The organism is Streptomyces sp. NPDC090741 (genome assembly GCF_044769045.1).
Taxonomy (GTDB): domain Bacteria; phylum Actinomycetota; class Actinomycetes; order Streptomycetales; family Streptomycetaceae; genus Streptomyces.
Genome location: NZ_JBIVXF010000013.1, coordinates 37,519 through 56,764 on the forward strand (window position 1 = coordinate 37,519; position 19,246 = coordinate 56,764).

The window sequence follows — 19,246 nt, forward strand, 5'->3', positions numbered from 1 at the left end:
GGGGCGCAACTCCGCGCCGAAAATTCTTGGCATGAACACTTCCGGCCATGCCCGGCTCCCAGTACCACGGACTCAGGAGTAACTCCCGAGTAACCCCCGTGTACCTCCCCCCACAAGGAGCCGCACACATGAGCATGAAGATGTCGCGCTTCGCCGCCCTGACCTCCTCCCTGTTACTCGCCGCGGGCGCCGCCCTGTTCGGCGCGGGACAGGCGGCCGCCGCCACGGCCGACTTCGGCTACGTCGCCCTCGGCGACTCGTACTCCTCCGGCGTCGGCGCCGGCAACTACGACAGCGGGAGCGGCGACTGCAAGCGCACCACCCGCGCCTACCCGGCCCTGTGGGCCGCCGCCCACGCCCCGCAGACCTTCTCCTTCGCCGCCTGCTCGGGCGCCCGTACGGGTGACGTCCTCTCCGGCCAGCTCTCCCCGCTGAACTCCGGAACCGATCTGGTCAGCATCACCATCGGCGGCAACGACGCCGGATTCTCCGACGTCATGACGACCTGTGTGCTCCAGTCCGAGTCCACCTGCGTCAACCGCGTCAACCAGGCCAAGGCGTACGTCGACTCCACCCTCCCCGGCCAGCTCGACCAGGTCTACGACGCCATCCACGGCCGGGCGCCCGGGGCCCACGTCGTCGTCATCGGCTATCCCCGCTTCTACAAGCTCAACGGCAGCTGCGCCACCGGCCTCACGGAGGGCGAGCGCTCCGCCATCAACGGCGCGGCCGACTACCTGAACGCCGCCATCGCCAAACGCGCCGCCAACCACGGGTTCACCTTCGCCTCGGTGGCCGGCGCCTTCACCGGCCACGAGATCTGCTCCGGCGACGCGTGGCTGCACAGTGTCAACTGGCTCAACATCGGCGAGTCCTACCACCCCACCGCCGCCGGACAGTCCGGCGGCTACCTGCCCGTGTTCACCAACGCGGCCTGACCGGGGCCGCCGCGGCGGCTGCGAAGCGGCGGCTGCGAAGCGGCGGCTACGAAGCGGCGGCCTCCGGGCCGGCCGCTTCCGGGGCCGCTTCCGGGGCCGGATCCTGAGTTTCCGGCGTCTGCGGTCCGGCGGACACCGGACCCGGGGACGCCGGCCCCGCCGGGACCGGGGCCGGTGTACCGCTCGCACCGGGGGAGGGGGAGGTCCCGCCCGACGGGGTCTCCCCCTCCCCTTCCGCCTCGCAGGTCACGGAGAACTCCACCCACTCCGAGGCCGTCGGGGCGTCCCCCCGCACCTCCAGCCGGATCGCGTCCGTGAAGGTCGCGCTCGGGTAGTACGTGAGCTCGGTGTGGTCCAGCTGCCGGCTCCTGGGGCCGTCCGCCTCGTACGTGACGGACTGCCAGGCGGGACCGGAGGTGACCCCGCTGCGCGTCGCCCAGCGGTACTCCAGCACCGCGGGCGTACGGTCCGCATCGACCGTCGCCGTGAAGGCCGGTGCCTGGTCGGCGGGCGGCGGACACGTCCCGCGGTAGTCATCCCGTACGGCGCGCACCGCCACGGCGAACCGCGGGGCGGGCGCGGCCGACGGCGAAGCGGACGGCGAGGCCGAAGGGGACGGGGACGGGGCCGCGGACGGCGACCGCGATCCGGCCGCGCTCCCGGACGCGGCCGACGAGGTGGCCGGGGCCGTCGTGCCGGTGCCCCCGCTTCCGCCCGACTCCTTGCGGTCCTTGAGCAGCAGCCACCCCAGGGCGACGATCGCCAGCAGCAGCACCACGATCCCGGCGGTCAGCACCGCCCCGGCCCGCCCCTCGCGCGGCGGCGCCCCGCCACCGGGCCCGGGTCCCGCCGCACCGGGCACCGGCGAAGGCGCCGGCCCAGGCCCCGGCATCGGCATCGGCATCGGCGGGGTCGGCCCGCCCTGCCGGTCGTGCCGGTGCTGCGCCGTGGCCGTCGGGGAGTCCGGGCCCGACACCGCCCCGCCGGATCCCCGTACGGTCCCGCCCGCCCCGATGATCCGCAGCATGCGGGCCACCTCCGCCGCGGGCAGCCGCTCCTGCGGATCCTTGCGCAGCAGCCCCTCCAGTACGGGCGTCAGCGGACCGGCCCGGCGCGGCGGCGGCATCTCGTCGTCCACCACCGCCCGCAGCGTGGACAGCGGGGTGTCGTGCCGGAAGGGCGTGACCCCCTCGACCGCGGCGTACAGCATCACCCCGAGCGACCACAGGTCCGACTCGGGCCCCGGGTCGCGCCCCAGTGCCCGCTCCGGCGCGAGGTACTCGGGGGAGCCCACCACCTCGCCCGTCATCGTGATCGAGGACGAGCCCTCCAGGCTGGCGATCCCGAAATCGCTCAGTACCACCCGGCCGTCGTTGGCGATCAGTACGTTGGCGGGCTTGACGTCCCGGTGCAGCACCCCGGCCTCGTGCGCGGAGCGCAGCGCGGCCAGCACCTGCTCCCCGAAGTGCGCGGCCCGCTGCGGGCTGAGCGGCCCGTCGGCCTCCAGTACGTCGGCCAGGGAGAGTCCGCGCACGAGCTCCATCACGATCCAGGGCCGGCCGTCGTCGGTGGCCACGTCGTAGACCGTGACGACCCCGCGGTGCGAGACCCGGGCCGCCGCCCAGGCCTCCCGTTCGAGCCGCCGGTACATCCGCCCGACCTCGGCGCCGTCCAGTCCGGCCGGGGGCCGTACCTCCTTGACGGCCACCTCGCGGCCCAGCACCTCGTCGCGGGCCCGCCACACGATGCCCATGCCGCCCCGGCCCAGCTGGTCGAGCAGCAGGTACCGGCCCGAGATGACACGGCCTGCGGCGGATTCCCCGCCCGGTTCACCCATGTTGTCACTCACGCGAGCCCCCAGGCGTGTCCGTGTGTCGGCGGGCGGTCACTCCAAGTTAGCGCAGTGGACGCGATGTGGGCCCGGTCCCGGGCGGGACGCGCGCGCGGAGCTGCCGAAGAGCCCGCCGGGGGCTCACGGAGCGTCCCCGAAGCGCCGCCCTCCCTGCGGAGAGTAACGGTCGACTCCGCTGAGTAACCGTCAACTCCCCGTCGCCATAGGGGTAATTCACACCACCGGGATACCCGAGCACGACGTGGGGGCGATAGGGTTACCCTGCCCGGGCCGGGTGCCCTCGTACGGGTGGGGAGAGATCATGGAACAGATAGCAATGCGCAGCAGGCCGCCTCGCGTGCCTGCCATCACCTGCGGCAGCGGTGCGACCAGCTCGCGCCTCGACCGCCACCTCGCCGTGCTGGGCGGACCCGCCGTCCCCCACCGCGAGGTCGCCGAGGCGACGCTGCTGATGCGCGAACTGACGTCCCGCGACCACACGCACCGCCTGCGGAGCCGGAGCGCGCGCGTCTCGCTCTTCGCGCCGCTGCGCCGTCTGCGTCGCACGCTCTTCGGCAGCCGCCGCTCGTAACAACGTTCCCGGCCGTCATTGGTTTCGCCCCGGCCCTACGCAACCACACCATCCCGGCGCAGTGTCGTGATCTGCGCGCCCGTCATCCCCAGGGCGCGCAGCAGGGCCTCGGTGTGTTCGCCGAGCGCGGGCACCGCACCCATGTGCGGTGCCGCGCCTCCCGGCAGTCCGATCGGCGGCAGCAGCGCCCGCAGCGGACCGACCGGTGATTCCACCTCGCGCCAGCGGTCCCGCGCCGCCAGCTGGGGGTGCTGCGCCAGCTGGGCCACCGAGTTCAGCCGCGCGCAGGCGATGCCCGCCGCCTCCAACCGCCCGATCGCCTCGTCCGCGCCCAGCCCGGCCAGCGCCTCGGCGACCACCGCGTCGGTCTTCTCCCGGCCCCGGGTGCGTGCCGCGTTCGTCGCGTACGCCGGATCCTCGGCCAACTCCGGCCGCTCCAGCACCTGTTCGGCGAGCCGCCGCCACTCGCGGTCGTTCTGCACCGACAGCAGCACCCGGTCCCCGTCCGCCGTCGGGTAGGCGTCGTACGGGGCGATGACGGCGTGCGCCAGGCCCGTGCGTACGGGCTGCTGCCCGCCGTGCATGGTGTGGTGCAGCGGATGGCCCATCCACTCGGCCAGCGCGTCGAGCATCGAGACCTCGACCCGGCCCCCGCGCCCGGTGGCCCCGCGGCGCAGCACGGCCGCGAGGACCCCGGAGAAGGCGTACATGGCCGCCGCGATGTCGGCGGCCGGGATGCCCGCCTTGACGGGCTGCCCGGGGGTGCCGGTCACCGAGACCAGCCCCGCCTCGCACTGCACGAGCATGTCGTAGGCGCGCTTGTGGGCGTACGGGCCCTCGGCCCCGTACCCGGAGATGTCGACGGCGACCAGCCGCGGGTACCGCGCGCACAGTGCGGCCGAGTCGAGCCCGAGCCGGGCGGCGGCCCCCTGGGCGAGGTTCTGGACGAACACGTCGGCCCCGTCGAGCAGCCCGTGCAGGACTTCCAGGCCGCGCGGGTCCTTCAGGTCGAGCGCGATCGACTCCTTGCCGCGGTTGGCCCAGACGAAATGCGAGGCCAGTCCGTGCGCGGCGGTGTCGTAGGCGCGCGCGAAGTCGCCGCCGTCGGGCCGCTCGACCTTGATCACCCGGGCTCCGAGGTCGGCGAGCTGGCGGGTGGCGAAGGGGGCCGAGACGGCCTGTTCGACGGCGACGACGGTCACGCCGTCGAGGGGCTGCGGTTCGACGGGGCGTGCGGGTGCGGGCGAGTCGGCTGTCATGACAGCCTGCCTACCTGCTCGGACCCCGGCCTGTCACCAGGCAGAACGTCGACATCGCCGGCCGTGCGCGGTTCGTCCGCGTATGGCGCCGGTCCAGGCCGTCTCCGGGTCCCGCCGCGCGGGAGCGGTCCCGTGTTCCGTCAGAGCAGGGCGAACTGGCCGCCCGGACCTTCCTCCTGGTGGTCGAGCACGGAGGCCGGGCGCCGGGACCAGCGCGGTGGCGGCAGTACCCCGGCCGCCGCCAGCTCGGCGGCGGGCAGCGGCGGCCCGGCGGTGAACGCCGTCCGCTCCGGGGCCAGATCGGCCAGCAGCGCCAGGGTGGTCACCAGCGCCAGCAGCTCCGATGTCCAGGCCTGCGGCCACTCGGCGGGCCCGAGGGCCTCCAGTCCGTCGGTCTCGGGATCCCGGTGGGCGGTGCGGGCGGCGAACCAGGTCTCCAGCACCCGGGTGCCGCCCTGCACCTCGTACTCCCAGGCACCCTGCGGCACCGGGGAGACCGTCCCGGTCCCGAGGCCCAGGGTCTCGGTCTGCGGGTCGTACGCGAGCCCTTCCGGCCAGGCCTGGACCGCCGAGCGGACGTACGGGCGCCGCCCGCCCGGCAGCCGGGGCGGTTCGGCGCCGGGCCCGCCGCGCAGCTGGACGGTGAGCAGCCGGTGCCCCAGCTCCACCCCGGCCCGCCAGCGGCCGGGGTCGCCGGTCAGCGGGACCTCGTACCCCTGGGGGCCGGGGCGGCCCGCGGCGAGGATCCAGCACAGCACGTCCTGCGGGGTGACCCAGCCGCCGTAGCGCTCGCCCAGCAGTGGCAGCAGACCCGGCGCGAGATTGGGCTCGGCGCCGCCGGGGCGCCGGTGCAGCGGGCGGATCCGGCCCAGCCGGCCGGCCGGGAGGTGCGCGGTGACCAGCAGCTCCGGGGTCTCGACGGCGAAGAGCTGGTGCTCGTCCAGGACCCGCCACAGCTCCGGCCGGGCCATGTCGATGAGCCGCTGGTCGGGCAGTAGCCACTGCTCGTCGAAGGGGTCGCGCAGCACCCGTACGGGCTCCGGGCAGGGGCCCGGCGCATCGGCGAAGCGGGCGGTCGACGGGGAGCGCTGGCCGGGCAGGGCCGCCGCGCCGGCGGTGGGCGTGCGGCTGCGCGTCGGGCGGAAAAGTCGCTCCCGCTCGGTGCCTTCGGCGCCGGTCAGGGCCGCCCAGCGGGCGCGCAGGGCCGCCGGGTCGGGGGCCGCCACCCAGGCCCGGCCCAGGCGCAGGCCGCCCACGGCCCAGGGCATCAGATCGTCCAGCAGCGGTACGTCTTCGCTCACCCGGCAGATGGTAGCGACGGGAGGCGGTGGCCGGGGGCGTCGGCGGGGGTGCGGCCGGGGTGTGGCCGGGGGTGTGGCCGGGCTGGGTCGGGGCCGAAGAGCTAGGCTCCCTATGTACGGGTATGTACCTATATACCTACGTACCTGTGTATCGATGCCGAGGAGACGGACATGAGTCAGTACGACGAATACTCGACTCCGTCGCAGGCCGAGGGTGAACGGCTCGACGAGGACATGGACGAGAAGGAGAAGAAGCAGCGGCACCCGCAGACGATGCGGACCACGCCGTCGCAGGCGGAGGGCGAGCGCAGCACGGACGACGAAGGGAAGTAGCCCCCGCGGGGCGTGGCGGCGGCAGCCGTCAGGTGGCGTCGACCGTCACCGTGAACGAGAACCGGTCACCCCGGTATCGGATCCGCGCCACGTCCACGACCCGCCCGTCCTCGTCGTACGTCACGCCCGTGTAGTGCAGGATCGGGCTGAGCAGCGGTACCTGGAGCAGCTCGGCCGTCTCCGGGTCGGCGAGCCGCGCCTCGACCGTGTCCGTGATCCGGCTGATCTTCACGCCCACCACGTCACGCAGCACCTTGGTCATCGGCCAGCGCGCCAGATCGGCCAGGTCCACGGCCTCGGCGACCTCCGGCCGGACTGCGTTCTCCGCCCAGTTCGTCGGCTCGCCGCTCTCCCCGTCGTGGCGGAGCCGGCGGTAGGTGACCACCTCGGCCGTGTCCGGGAAGTGCTCCAGCAGCTCCCCTGACACGGCCGTCCGTGCGTGGCCGAGAATCGTCGTACGGTCGCCCGACTGCTGCGCCACGATCGCGTCGACCGATCCCAGCAGCCGTACCGGCGCCCCGCGCCGCGCACCCGGCTCGATGAACGTGCCGCGCCGCCGGTGCCGGCTGATCAGCCCCTCGCCCTCCAGCTCCTTGAGCGCCTGGCGCATGGTCAGCACGCTCACCCCGTAGTGCTCGGCGAGCTGCTCCTCGGTGGGCAGGCGCAGCGAGGCGTCCGGGGTGCGCCCCAGTATCGAGGCGCGCAGCGACTGTGACACCTGGTACCAGAGCGGTAGCTTCCGGTTGAGCACCAGAGAGTCGGGGGCGAAGGCGGTCACGGGTGGTTCTCCGTACGGACGGGGCGTGGCGCACGTGGTGCGTGGCACGTGACGCGCAGCGCGTGGCGCGCGCCTAGCGATATTAGGCGCGGAAGTGACGCTGGAGCCCCTGCCAGACGTCGTCGTATCCGCGCTGGAGGTGATCGGCGCCGGCCGCCTGGGTGGTGGCGGTGATCGGCCAGCGGGTCTCGAACATGAAGGCCAGGCCGTCGTCGATCTTCTGCGGCTTCAGCTCGGCGGCGCTCGCCTTGTCGAAGGTCTCCCGGTCCGGTCCGTGCGCGGACATCATGTTGTGCAGCGAGCCGCCGCCGGGGACGAAGCCTTCCGCCTTGGCGTCGTAGGCGCCCTCGATCAGGCCCATGTACTCGCTCATGACGTTGCGGTGGAAGTACGGCGGGCGGAAGGTGTCCTCGCCGACCAGCCAGCGCGGGGCGAAGACCACGAAGTCCACGCCCGCGAGGCCCGGGGTGTCGGAGGGCGAGGTCAGCACGGTGAAGATCGACGGGTCCGGGTGGTCGTAGCTGATGGAGCCCAGGACGTTGAAACGGCGCAGGTCGTAGACGTACGGGGTGTGCGTGCCGTACCAGGCGACCACGTCGAGCGGGGAGTGGTCGTAGGTGGCGGACCAGAGGTTGCCGCAGAACTTGTTGACCACCTCGGTCGGGCGCTCGCCGTCCTCGTACGCGGCCACCGGGGCCCGGAAGTCGCGCGCGGCGGCGAGGCCGTTGGCGCCGATCGGGCCGAGGTCCGGGAGCTCGAAGGGGCGGCCGTAGTTCTCGCAGACGTACCCGCGGGCGTCCTCGTCCAGGAGCTCCACGCGGAAGCGCACGCCGCGCGGGATCAGGGCCATCTCGCCGGGACCGGCGCTGAGCAGGCCGAGCTCGGTGCGCAGCAGCAGGCCGCCGCGCTCGGGGACGATCAGCAGCTCGCCGTCGGAGTCGCTGAAGACCCGGTCGGTCATGGAGGCGTTGGCGGAGTAGAGGTGGATGGCCATGCCGGTGCGCTGGGTGGCGTCGCCGTTGCCGCCGAGGGTCCACAGGCCGGCCAGGAAGTCGGTGCCGGGGGCCGCGTCGGGCAGCGGGTTCCAGCGGAGCCGGTTGGGGTCCGCCGGGGCCTCGGTGAAGGGCGCGGAGCGCAGGGCGCCGTTGTCGACCCGGGTGAAGGGCGGGTGGGCCGCCGAGGGGCGGATCCGGTAGAGCCAGGAGCGGCGGTTGTGCCCCCGGGGCTCGGTGAAGGCGCTGCCGCTGAGCTGCTCCGCGTACAGGCCGAGGGGGGAGCGCTGGGGCGAGTTGCGGCCGGCCGGCAGGGCGCCGGGGACGGCCTCCGAGCTGTGCTCGTTGCCGAAGCCGGTGAGGTACTCCAGTGCCTCGGCCGTCTTCCGGGCCTGCTCGGCCTGCTCGCTCATGGGTGCTCCCGCTCTGTGACAGTCGAAGGAATCCTATGGTCGACAGTAGGATTCCGTGGCCCGCGCGTCAATGGCGCCCTCGATTTCGCGGTGCCGTAGTTCGCGGTGCCGTAGGGGATCCAAAAAGATGAACATTGCTCTACTCTCACGCGCATGTCGTGGACCCGCAGGTTCCCTGCCGTGCCGGCGGCGCTCCTCGCCGCCCTCCTCGCGCTCCTGTCCCTCCTCGTGGCCGCGCCCGCCGCCCGCGCGCACGAGGAGCGCCCCGTGACCCTGCCGGACGGCTCCGGGTCCGTGCCGCAGTACCGGAAGGCCGAGCCCGACCTGCTGGTCTGCAAGACCGACCGCCCCGCCTTCGAACGCCGGACAGCCGCCTTCCCGCAGGAGCTCAGGCAGCGCAACCTCGCCCTGTACGAGCGGTGCGAGAAGAGCGGCTACCGGCACCTCCAGGAAGCCGTCGACGCCGTGGACCGGCCCGGCATGAACATCGCGATCCTCCCCGGCCTGTACGAGGAGGAGCCCTCGCTGCCGAAGCCGACGGGGGAGTGCGCCGCGCTCAAGGCCCCCAACTCCTCGCTCGGCTACCAGATCCTCACGTACGAGCAGCAGGTGCAGTGCCGGCACAACCAGAACCTCGTCGCGATCCTCGGCAAGACGGACCTGCAGATCGAGGGCACGGGCGCGAACCGGCAGGACGTCGTCATCGACGCCAAGTACCAGAAGCTGAACGCCATACGCGCCGACAAGTCGAACGGCATCTACTTCCGCAACTTCACCGCGCAGCGGACCACCTTCAACTCGCTGTACGTGCTCGCGGGCGACGGGTTCGTCATCGACGACGTCCTGACCCGGTGGAACGACGAGTACGGCTTCCTGACCTTCGCCAGCGATCACGGGCTGTACAAGAACTGCGAGTCGTACGGGAACGGCGACTCCGGCATCTACCCGGGCAGCGCCTCGAACATCAACGACGGGCGCGGCTACGAGGTCCCGCGCTACTCCATCGAGATCACCGGCTGCCACAGCCACCACAACATGGTCGGCTACTCCGGCACCGCGGGGGACTCGGTCTGGGTCCACGACAACGAGTTCGACCGGAACATGGGCGGCGCCTCGATGGACAGCGCCTTCCCCGGGCACCCCGGGCTCCCGCAGAACCACGCCAAGTTCGAGCGGAACCTGATCCACGACAACAACGCCGACTACTACGGGTACGTCGCCGACGGCACCTGCGCCAAGCCGCCGATCGAGCGCGGCTACGAGCAGGGGGTGGTCTGCCCGCAGATCTCCATGCCGCCGGGTACCGGGATCATCACCGCGGGCGGCAACTGGAACGTGTACGAGAACAACTGGGTGTACGGGCACCGGCGCGCCGGCTTCTTCCTCTCGGCGGTCCCGGCGTTCATCCGGGGCGAGGAGGCGTGGTCGAAACAGGCGGACACCTCCCACCACAACCGGTACGCCGCCAACATCCTCGGCAAGGACAAGTCTGGGGCGTCGCGCCCCAACGGCATGGACGTGTGGTGGGACGGCCAGGGCCGCGGGAACTGCTGGCAGAGCGGACCCGACGGCTCCACCCCGGGCACGCTCCCGCACTGCGGAGACCGCCGCGGTGAGGTGTCGGGCGCCTCCTCCCGGCTGGTAGGCGAACCGGTGAAACTCGCCCAACTCCTCGTCTGCGCCGACTACAGCGTGCAGGCGCGCAAGCTGCCGGCCGGCTGCGACTGGTACGGCGCGCGCGGCATGGAGCGGGTGGAGACCCAGATCGCGCTGGCGGTGGCGGCGGTCCTGCTCCTGGTCGGCGGGGTGCTGTGGTGGCGCCGCCTGCGCGGGTCCCGCCTGGGCACGGCGGCCTCGCTGCTGGGCCTGGCCGGGCTGGCCCTGGACGTGGCCGGCTCCACGATGCCGCTCGTGGACACCGCCGTGCCGGCCCTGGCGCTGCTCCTGCTGGGCCTGTGGTGGACGGGCGCGGGCCTCGCCCTGTGGCCCGCCCGCCCCTGGCTGGCGCGGCTGACCCTGCTCCTGGCGGCCCTCACCCTCCTCGACGCCTTCGACAAGGCCGTCCTGATGATCCCCTGGATCCCGATCGGCCCCTCCTGGCTCCGGGCCCTGGTCCTGATCCCCTGGACCCTCTGGGCCACCATCGCCGCCTCCCGACCGGGCGACCGCACCCCGGCCCCGGCCCGCCCGGTCGAAGGAGGAGCACAGTGAGCGACGAACGGGCCGCAGGCCCCATCAGCTGCGATGGCTGCGGGACACCGCCCGTCGGGGCGCGGCCTCGACGCGGCGCCCGAAGCGCGGCCCTGCTCGCACTCGTACTCCTCCTCGTCGGCGGCGCGGCGATGGGCTGCGGCGGGCGGGCCACCACCCACCACAAGCCCGGCACCAGCCACGAGCAGGCCACCGGCAGCGTCGGCACCCTGCTCGATGCCCAGGACCCCACCGGCCACCGGCTCCGCGAGGTCACGGCCGAGGGCGCGCCGCAGGTGCAGCTCGCCGCCCGCCCCGACTCCGAGGACGGCTGGAACCTCCAGCTGACGGTGAAGAACTTCCGCTTCACCCCCGACAGCGCCGGCGGCGCCGCCCTCCCGGGCGCCGGACACGCCCACTTGGAGCTCGACGGCCGCAAACTGGCCAGGCTGTACGGCCCCTGGTTCCATCTGCCGGCGGCTCAGGTGCCCGAGGGCACGCACACCCTGACCGTCCGCCTCTACGCCGACGACCACACCGCCTGGGCCGTCGCCGGCAAGGCCATCGAGGGCACGCTTCAGCTCACCGCCACCGCCGCCACCCCCGGCCAAGCCGGCCACAGCCACACCCCGCCGTCAACGCCTGCGTCGCCGTCGCCATCACCTTCGCCGTCGCAGGCGCCTGCCGACCGCACCGTCACCATCACCGTCCGGGACGGCAAGGTCACCCCCGCCCCCGGCCGCACCGAGCTGCGGCGCGGGGAACGCGTCGCCCTGCGCGTGACCAGCGACCGCGCGGACACCCTGCATGTCCACGGCTACGACAAGGAACTCGCCCTGCCGGCAGGCCAGGAGGCCACCCTGGTCCTGACGGCCGACCGTACGGGCCTCTTCGAGGTCGAGACCCACGAGTCCCGCCTCGTCCTGACCCAGCTCCTCGTCCGATGACCCGGCCCGGGAACCGCCTCGCCCCGTTCCCCTCCGGGCGGACCGCGATGACCCGAACCCACCCGGCCGCGTTCCCCTTCCGCGGAGGGGAACAACGCCGTGCGGGCGGACCAAGGTGACCCCGGTCGGGCTCGGGCTCGGGCCCGACGCGGGCGGTGGCGGCGGAGGCCGGGGCGTGGTCCCTGGTCCGGCCGGTCCGCTCACCACGCTCGCGCACGGGATCGGGTCCCAGCACGATCTGCCGATCTCTCCCTTCTACGCATTCGCCGGTGCCTTCGCCGCACTGTTCGTCTCCTTCCTCGCGCTCGGCCTGCTCTGGCCCTCCTCCCGATTCCGCGGCGACCGGTCAGGCCTCGCCCTGCCCGCCGCCCTGGAGCGGATCGCCGACGCGCCGGCCACCCGTACCGCCCTGCGCGGACTCGGCCTCGCCGCCGCCCTCGCCGTCCTCCTCTCCCTCCTCCTCGGTCCCGACGACCCCGCGCGCAACCCCGCCCCCGGCGCCGTCTACGTCCTCCTCTGGGTCGGTCTCGTCCCCGCCTCCCTCCTCCTCGGCCCCGTCTGGCGCCTGCTCAACCCGCTCCGCACCCTCTACCGCCTGTACCGCCGGCTGCCCCGCGCCCGGCCGCGGCACGCACACGCCCCCCTTCCCGCCGGGCTCGGCCAATGGCCCGCCGCCGCCGGGCTGTTCTGCTTCACCTGGCTCGAACTCGCCGCTCCGGACCCCGCATCCACCACCACCCTCCTGACCGCCCTCACCGTCTACACCGCCGTCCACCTCGCGCTCGCCGCCCGCTTCGGAGAGCGCTGGTTCGCCGACGCGGACGCCTTCGAGGCGTATTCCGCCCTCCTGGCCCGGCTCTCCCCCCTCGGCCGCCGCAGCGACGGCCGCCTGGTACTCCGCAACCCGTTCCACGGACTCGACGCGACACCCGAGCGGCCCGGACTCGTCGCCACCGTCTGCGTCCTGCTCGGCTCCACCGCCTACGACGGCTACTCCGACAACCCTTCGTGGATCAACACCCTCCAGACCTCCCCCCTCGGCCGCACCCCCACGGCCACGCTCGGACTGTTCGCTTCCATCGCCCTCGTCGCCACCCTGTACTGCCTCTGCGCAGCGGCCACCCGCCTCGTCTGCGGCCCCCACCCGGGCCCGCTGACCGCCTTCGCGCACTCACTCGTACCGATCTCACTCGGCTATCTCGTCGCCCACTATTTCTCCCTCCTGGTCACCGAAGGACCACGCACAGTAATCATGGCACTCGGCACTGACAACGCCCCAGAACCCTTGCCACCACTGGGCCCCGGGGGTCTCGCCGCCCTCCAGGTCATCGCCGTCGTCACCGGCCACGTACTCGGTGTGATCGCGGCCCACGACCGCTCCGTACGCCTCTTCCCGCCCGCCAGGGCCGTCACCGGCCAGCTGCCGCTGCTCGCGCTCATGATCACCTTCACGATCGGGGGCGTCGGCCTCCTGCTGAACTGAGACCGCTGCTGAACCCGGGAACCAGGAGCGGCATGATGGACCCCGTGCCCCCCGCCCACCCCATGCGCCGGACGCCGATCCAGCAGCGCAGCGCCGACCGGCTCGCCCGGATCCTCGACGCCTGCGCCGAACTCCTGGACGAGACCGGGTACGAGAACCTCAGCACCCGGGCCGTCGCCCTGCGCGCCGGCGTGCCCATCGGCTCGGTCTACCGCTTCTTCGGCAACAAGCGGGCCATGTCCATCGCCCTCGCCCACCGCAACCTGGACCGGTACACCGACGCCATCGCGGACCGCCTCGCCGCGCTCCCGTCCGGCGACTGGCGGCCCGTCGTGGACGCCGTGCTCGACGAGTACCTGGCCATGAAGCGGACCGTCCCCGGTTTCGCGCTCGTCGACTTCGGGGTGCCCGCCCCGCCGGCCGACGGCCCGGCCGCCGACCCCAACGGGCTGGTCGCCGTACGCCTGACCGAACTGCTCGGCGCCCACCTCGGCCTGACCCCGGACGCCACCCTGGAACGGGCGGTCCTGGTCGCCGTCGAGGCCACGGACGCGCTGACGAAGCTGGCCTTCCGCGCCGACCCGGCCGGCGACCCCGGCATCGTGGCCGAAACCCGGGCCATGATGCACGCGTACCTGTCCCGCGTACTGGACTGACACCGCCCTGGGCGGCCCCGCACGCGGACCGACCCCTCCCCACCGTGCCAACCGGTCGGTATGCTCGGCTCGCCCGCGTGTCCGTGTCGCGCCTGCCGCCCCTGGAGGGCCCATGCCCCGCACCGCCCTGCGCATCTGCCCCCTCTGCGAAGCCACCTGCGGCCTCACCCTCACCATCGAAGACGCCGCCGTCACGGGCGCCCGCGGGGACCGCGAGGACGTCTTCAGCCGCGGCTTCATCTGTCCCAAGGGGGCGGCCTTCGGCGCGCTCGACGCCGACCCCGACCGCCTGCGCGCCCCCCTGGTCCGCCGCGACGGCCGGCTCCAGGAGGCCACCTGGGCGGAGGCGTACGAGGCCATCGCCGCCGCCGTCCCGGCCCTCGTGCGGGAGTACGGGGCCCAGTCCGTCGGCGTGGTCCTGGGCAACCCGAACGTGCACACCATGGCGGGCAACCTGTACCCGTCGCTCCTGCTCAAGGCCCTCGGCACCCGCAACTTCTTCACCGCCAGCACCCTCGACCAGATGCCCAAGCACGTCTCCAGCGGGCTCCTCTTCGGCGACCCCTTCGCCATCCCGGTCCCCGACCTCGACCGCACCGACTTCCTGCTGCTCCTCGGCGCCAACCCGGTCGAATCCAACGGCTCCCTGTGCACCGCCCCCGACTTCCCGGGCCGGCTCAAGGCGCTGCGCGCCCGCGGCGGCACCCTGGTCGTCGTCGACCCCCGCCGCACCCGCACCGCCAAGCTCGCCGACCTCCACCTCGCACCGCGCCCCGGCAGCGACGCCCTGCTGCTGGCCGCCCTCGCGCACACCCTCCTCGCGGAGAAGCTCGCCGCCCCCGGCGCACTGGAGGAACGGACCGAGGGACTCGGGGAACTCGCCGAAGCCCTCGCGCGTTTCACTCCTGAGGCCGTCGCCCCCGCCTGCGACCTCACGGCCGCCGAGATCCGCGACCTCGCCCGCGCCCTGGCGGCCGCGCCCACCGCCGCCGTCTACGGGCGGATCGGCAGCTGCACCGTCGAGTACGGCACGCTCGCCAGCTGGCTGGTCGACGTGCTGAACATCCTCACCGGCAACCTCGACCGGCCCGGGGGAGTCCTCTTCCCGCTCCCGGCCGCCGGCCCGCGGCCGCGCCCCGCCGGGCCAGGCAAGGGCTTCACCCTGGGCCGCTGGCGCAGCCGGGTCAGCGGGCACCCCGAGGCCAAGTCCGAACTGCCCATCGCCGCCCTGGCCGAGGAGATCGAGACGCCGGGGGAGGGGCGGATCCGGGCCCTGGTCGTCATCGCCGCCAACCCGGTGCTGTCCGCCCCTGACGGGCGGCGCCTCGACGAGGCCCTGGCCGGGCTCGACTTCATGGTCAGCATCGACCCGTACCTCAACGAGACCTCCCGCCACGCCCACGTCGTGCTGCCTCCGCCGCCGCCCTCGCAGAGCGCCCACCACGACTTCGCCTTCAACGGGTTCGCCATCCGCAACCAGGCGCGCTACAGCCGTCCTGCCGTCCCGCTCGAAGCGGGCCGGCTCGACGAGTGCGAGATCCACGCCCGCCTCGTCCTGGCCGTCTCCGGCATGCACGGATCCGCCGCCCCGTCCTCCGTCGACGAGATGGTCATCCGGGGCACCCTGGCCAAGGAGACCGCCGACCCGAGCTCCCCGCTGCACGGGCAGGACCCGGCGCGCCTGGCCGGCCTCCTCACCGGGGAGAGCGGCCCCGAGCGGCGGCTCGACCTGATGCTCCGACTCGGGCCGTACGGAGACCGGTTCGGCGCCGGCTCCGCCCCCGAGGCGGGACCGGGCGCCGACGAGGGCGCGGGTGAGGACGCGGGTGAGGATGCGGGCGGGGGCGGCGGCGAGGGACTCAGCCTGGAGCGGCTGCTCGCGCACCCGCACGGCATCGACCTGGGCCCGCTGCGGCCCCGGCTCCCGGGCGTGCTGAGGACGCGCAGCGGCAGGATCGAGCTGCTCCCGGACCCGATCACGGCCGAGCTCCCCAGGCTGCGCGCGGCGCTCACCGACCGCCCCGCCACCCTGGTGCTCGTGGGCCGCCGCCATCTGCGGTCCAACAACAGCTGGTTGCACAACGTCCCGGCCCTCACCGGAGGTTCCAACCGCTGCACCCTCCAGGTGAATCCGCAGGACGCCGGGCGGCTCGGCCTCACCGAGGGAGGCCTGGCCCGGATCACCGGCGACGGCGGCAGTCTGGAGGTGCCCGTCGAGGTCACCGACACCGTCCGCACCGGCGTCGTGAGCCTCCCGCACGGCTGGGGCCACGACCGCGACGGGGCCCGGCTCTCCGTCGCCTCCGCCGTGCCCGGCGTCAACGTCAACCAGCTCCTCGACGGCTCCCGGCTCGACCCGCTGTCCGGTACCGCGGTGCTCAACGGCTTCCCCGTCGAACTGACACCCCTGCCCTGAGCTGGGGTTTTGCTCGTATTGCTCACGCGCTGACGTCTTGTTGACGCACGGAGGGGGCGCCTACGTTCCGTGCATGCTGACCTTCCTCGGCTTCGCCATGATCGCCGCCTTCCTGGTCCTGATCATGATGAAGAAAATGTCGCCCATCGCGGCGCTCGTCCTCATCCCCGCGCTGTTCTGCGTGTTCGCAGGAAAGGGCGCCCACCTCGGCGACTACGTCATCGACGGCGTCGGCAAGCTCGCGCCGACCGCCGCCATGCTGATGTTCGCCATCGTCTACTTCGGCGTGATGATCGACGTCGGCCTGTTCGACCCGATCGTGCGCGGCATCCTGCGCTTCTGCAAGGCGGACCCGGTGCGGGTCGTGGTCGGCACCGCGGTGCTCGCCGCGATCGTCTCGCTCGACGGGGACGGCTCGACCACCTTCATGATCACCGTCTCGGCCATGTACCCGCTCTACAAGCGTCTCGGCCTCAGCCTGGTGGTCATGACGGGCGTCGCCGCCACCGCCAACGGCGTCATGAACACCCTTCCCTGGGGCGGCCCCACGGCCCGCGCCGCCACCGCCCTCAAGCTCGACGCCTCCGACATCTTCGTCCCGATGATCCCCGCCCTCGCGGTCGGCCTGCTGTTCGTGTTCGGCCTCGCGTACGTGCTCGGCCTCAAGGAGCGCCGCCGGGTCGGGACGCTGGTCATGCCCGGGGAGACCGCCGAGCCTGCCGAGGAGCGTCTGCTGGTCGCCACCGCCACCGCCACCGCCACCGCCACCGGGTCCACCGCCACCGGGTCCACCGCCACCGGGTCCGCGGCTCCGGCCAAGCCGTCCGTCCCCACCTCTCGCACGGGGGGAGGCTCCGACTCCGGCACGGATCCCGACTCCGACTCCGACTCCGCCGCGCACGAGGACGGCTTCCAGGGCCTCGACCCCCGCCGTCCGACCCTCCGCCCGCGCCTCTACTGGTTCAACGCCGGCCTCACCGTCGCCCTCCTCACCGCGATGATCACCGAGCTGTTGCCCATCCCGGTGCTCTTCGTCCTCGCCGCCGCCCTCGCCCTCACCGTCAACTTCCCCCACATGCCCGATCAGAAGGCCCGGATCGCCGCCCACGCCGACAACGTGCTGAACGTCGCCGGCATGGTCTTCGCCGCCGCCGTCTTCACCGGCGTCCTCAGCGGCACCGGCATGGTCAAGCACATGGCCGACTGGCTCGTCGCCGTCGTCCCCGAGGGCATGGGCCCGCACATGGCCCTGGTCACCGGCCTGCTCAGCCTGCCGCTCACCTACTTCATGTCCAACGACGGCTTCTACTTCGGCGTCCTGCCCGTCCTGGCCGAAGCCGGCGCCGCCCACGGGGTCTCCCCCCTGGAGATCGCCCGCGCCTCGCTGGTCGGCCAGGCCCTGCACATGTCCAGCCCGCTGGTTCCCGCCGTCTACGTCCTCGTCGGCATGGCCAAGGTCGAGTTCGGCGACCACACCCGCTTCACAGTGAAATGGGCGGCCCTCACTTCCCTCGTCGTCCTCGGCGCAGGGATGCTTTTCGGCATCATCTGACCCCGGGAGCAGTGGCGGACCGAAAAACTACCGGCGGTAGTTTGTAGGGTGGTCGAACGAGGTCAGGTCTACGCGTCCGCGCGTTCGTGCGCGCTCGGGAGGAAAGCCATGAAGGCCCACGACGGGATGTACATCGACGGCGCATGGCGGCCCGCCGCCGGAACCGAGCGGATCGAGGTGGTCAACCCGGCCGACGAGCAGGTCATCGACGGGGTCCCGGCCGGAAACGCCGACGACGTCGACGCGGCCGTACGCGCGGCACGCGCCGCGTTCCCCGGCTGGGCGGCCACGGCTCCGGCCGAGCGGGCCGCCCTGATCGGCGCGCTCCGCGATGTGCTGGTCGCGCGGAAGGACGAGTTCGCCGAGATCATCACCGCCGAACTCGGCTCTCCGCGGAGCTTCTCGGAGATGGTCCAAGTGGGGGCGCCGATCGCGGTGTCCTCCTCGTACGCCGAGCTGGGGGCCTCGTACGCCTTCGAGGAGCGGATCGGCAACTCCACCGTGCTGCTGGAGCCGGTCGGTGTCGTCGGGGCCATCACGCCCTGGAACTACCCGCTGCACCAGATCGTTGCCAAGGTGGCACCCGCTCTCGCCGCCGGCTGCACCCTCGTCCTCAAGCCGGCCGAGGACACCCCGCTGACCGCACAGCTCTTCGCCGAAGCCGTGCACGAGGCGGGCATCCCGGCTGGCGTGTTCAACCTGGTGACCGGGACCGGCCCGGTCGCCGGGCAGGCGCTGGCCGCACACGAGGGAGTCGACCTCGTCTCCTTCACCGGCTCCACCGCGGTCGGCAAGCAGATCGGCGCCACGGCCGGCGCCGCCGTCAAGCGCGTCGCCCTCGAGCTCGGCGGCAAATCGGCCAATGTCATCCTGCCCGGGGCCGATCTGGCCAAGGCCGTCGCGGCGGGCGTGGGCCACGTCATGAACAACTCCGGCCAGAGCTGCAACGCGCTCACGCGGATGCTCGTCCACCGCGACCAGTACGAGGAGGCCGTCTCGCTCGCGGCCGCCGCCGTCGCCAAGTACCCCTCGGGCGACCCCCGCGACCCGGGCACCCGCCTCGGCCCGGTCGTCAACGCCAAGCAGCGCGACCGCGTCCGCGGATACATCACGAAGGGCGTCGAGGAGGGCGCGCGGCTCGTCGCCGGCGGCCCCGAGGCACCGTACGAGCACGGGTACTTCATCGCCCCGACCGTGTTCGCCGACGTCACGCCCGAGATGACCATCGCGCAGGAGGAGATCTTCGGCCCGGTGCTCTCGATCCTCCCGTACGAGGACCAGGACGAGGCCCTGCGCATCGCGAACGGGACCGTGTACGGACTGGGCGGCGCGGTCTGGGCGGCGGACGAGGAGACCGCGGTCGCCTTCGCGCGCCGCATGGACACCGGCCAGGTGGACATCAACGGCGGCCGCTTCAACCCGCTCGCGCCCTTCGGCGGCTACAAGCAGTCGGGCGTCGGCCGCGAGCTCGGCCCGCACGGCCTGGCCGAGTACCTCCAGACCAAGTCGCTGCAGTTCTGAGCCGCCCGCACCGGCTCCACGTCACCGCCTTGCCCTCCTGAGCC

The 19,246-nt window shown here is 73.2% G+C and carries 15 protein-coding genes; 10 read left to right on the forward strand and 5 right to left on the reverse strand.

Going from position 1 to position 19,246, the window contains the following annotated elements; translation table 11 throughout:
* Nucleotides 1–134: 134 nt before the first annotated feature.
* Nucleotides 135–938: an SGNH/GDSL hydrolase family protein gene (locus ACIQU4_RS30055; protein ID WP_403737655.1), complete on the forward strand. Its 804-nt coding sequence runs from the start codon at nucleotides 135–137 to the stop codon at nucleotides 936–938.
* A 46-nt stretch (nucleotides 939–984) separates the two neighbouring features.
* On the opposite strand, the gene ACIQU4_RS30060 is transcribed toward ACIQU4_RS30055, so the two are convergent.
* Complete coding sequence (locus tag ACIQU4_RS30060) at nucleotides 985–2,775, reverse strand: serine/threonine-protein kinase (protein ID WP_403737658.1); 1,791 nt, start codon at nucleotides 2,773–2,775, stop codon at nucleotides 985–987.
* A gap of 316 nt (nucleotides 2,776–3,091) precedes the next feature.
* Here ACIQU4_RS30060 and ACIQU4_RS30065 point away from each other — a divergent pair, with 316 nt between their 5' ends.
* Nucleotides 3,092–3,361, forward strand: a complete 270-nt coding sequence (locus tag ACIQU4_RS30065; RefSeq protein ID WP_403737226.1) for a hypothetical protein — start codon at nucleotides 3,092–3,094, stop codon at nucleotides 3,359–3,361.
* A 35-nt stretch (nucleotides 3,362–3,396) separates the two neighbouring features.
* On the opposite strand, the gene ACIQU4_RS30070 is transcribed toward ACIQU4_RS30065, so the two are convergent.
* Nucleotides 3,397–4,620 carry a CaiB/BaiF CoA transferase family protein gene (locus ACIQU4_RS30070; protein WP_403737229.1) on the reverse strand — a complete coding sequence of 408 codons (1,224 nt, stop codon included), beginning with the start codon at nucleotides 4,618–4,620 and terminating at the stop codon, nucleotides 3,397–3,399.
* Nucleotides 4,621–4,760: 140 nt separating this feature from the next.
* Nucleotides 4,761–5,888 carry a type ISP restriction/modification enzyme gene (locus ACIQU4_RS30075; protein ID WP_403737661.1) on the reverse strand — a complete coding sequence of 376 codons (1,128 nt, stop codon included), beginning with the start codon at nucleotides 5,886–5,888 and terminating at the stop codon, nucleotides 4,761–4,763.
* 204 nt (nucleotides 5,889–6,092) lie between these two features.
* Here ACIQU4_RS30075 and ACIQU4_RS30080 point away from each other — a divergent pair, with 204 nt between their 5' ends.
* Nucleotides 6,093–6,254, forward strand: coding sequence for a hypothetical protein (locus ACIQU4_RS30080; RefSeq protein ID WP_403737232.1), 162 nt, complete (start codon nucleotides 6,093–6,095; stop codon nucleotides 6,252–6,254).
* A 28-nt stretch (nucleotides 6,255–6,282) separates the two neighbouring features.
* On the opposite strand, the gene ACIQU4_RS30085 is transcribed toward ACIQU4_RS30080, so the two are convergent.
* Together ACIQU4_RS30085 and hmgA are read right to left on the reverse strand one after the other, a co-directional pair.
* Entirely contained in the window at nucleotides 6,283–7,032 is a 750-nt protein-coding gene (locus tag ACIQU4_RS30085) for a GntR family transcriptional regulator (protein WP_385589070.1), read from the reverse strand.
* Between the two features lie 82 nt (nucleotides 7,033–7,114).
* A complete protein-coding gene (gene hmgA, locus ACIQU4_RS30090) occupies nucleotides 7,115–8,437 on the reverse strand; it encodes a homogentisate 1,2-dioxygenase (protein ID WP_403737235.1) in 1,323 nt (440 codons plus the stop codon).
* Nucleotides 8,438–8,590: 153 nt separating this feature from the next.
* Here hmgA and ACIQU4_RS30095 point away from each other — a divergent pair, with 153 nt between their 5' ends.
* From ACIQU4_RS30095 to ACIQU4_RS30125, 7 genes are all read left to right on the forward strand, one after another.
* The gene (locus ACIQU4_RS30095) at nucleotides 8,591–10,648 is read left to right on the forward strand and encodes a right-handed parallel beta-helix repeat-containing protein (protein WP_403737238.1); all 2,058 of its coding nucleotides are present in this window, start codon (nucleotides 8,591–8,593) and stop codon (nucleotides 10,646–10,648) included.
* Between the two features lie 131 nt (nucleotides 10,649–10,779).
* A complete protein-coding gene (locus tag ACIQU4_RS30100) occupies nucleotides 10,780–11,574 on the forward strand; it encodes a hypothetical protein (RefSeq protein WP_403737664.1) in 795 nt (264 codons plus the stop codon).
* Nucleotides 11,575–11,749: 175 nt separating this feature from the next.
* Nucleotides 11,750–13,057 (forward strand): hypothetical protein, encoded by a 1,308-nt coding sequence (locus ACIQU4_RS30105; protein WP_403737241.1) that lies wholly within the window; start codon nucleotides 11,750–11,752, stop codon nucleotides 13,055–13,057.
* Nucleotides 13,058–13,092: 35 nt separating this feature from the next.
* Entirely contained in the window at nucleotides 13,093–13,713 is a 621-nt protein-coding gene (locus ACIQU4_RS30110; RefSeq protein WP_403737667.1) for a TetR family transcriptional regulator, read from the forward strand.
* 112 nt (nucleotides 13,714–13,825) lie between these two features.
* Entirely contained in the window at nucleotides 13,826–16,129 is a 2,304-nt protein-coding gene (locus ACIQU4_RS30115; protein ID WP_403737244.1) for a molybdopterin oxidoreductase family protein, read from the forward strand.
* Between the two features lie 73 nt (nucleotides 16,130–16,202).
* Nucleotides 16,203–17,681, forward strand: coding sequence for a CitMHS family transporter (locus ACIQU4_RS30120; protein WP_403737247.1), 1,479 nt, complete (start codon nucleotides 16,203–16,205; stop codon nucleotides 17,679–17,681).
* Between the two features lie 108 nt (nucleotides 17,682–17,789).
* Nucleotides 17,790–19,202 carry an aldehyde dehydrogenase family protein gene (locus ACIQU4_RS30125; protein ID WP_403737249.1) on the forward strand — a complete coding sequence of 471 codons (1,413 nt, stop codon included), beginning with the start codon at nucleotides 17,790–17,792 and terminating at the stop codon, nucleotides 19,200–19,202.
* Nucleotides 19,203–19,246 lie beyond the last annotated feature (44 nt).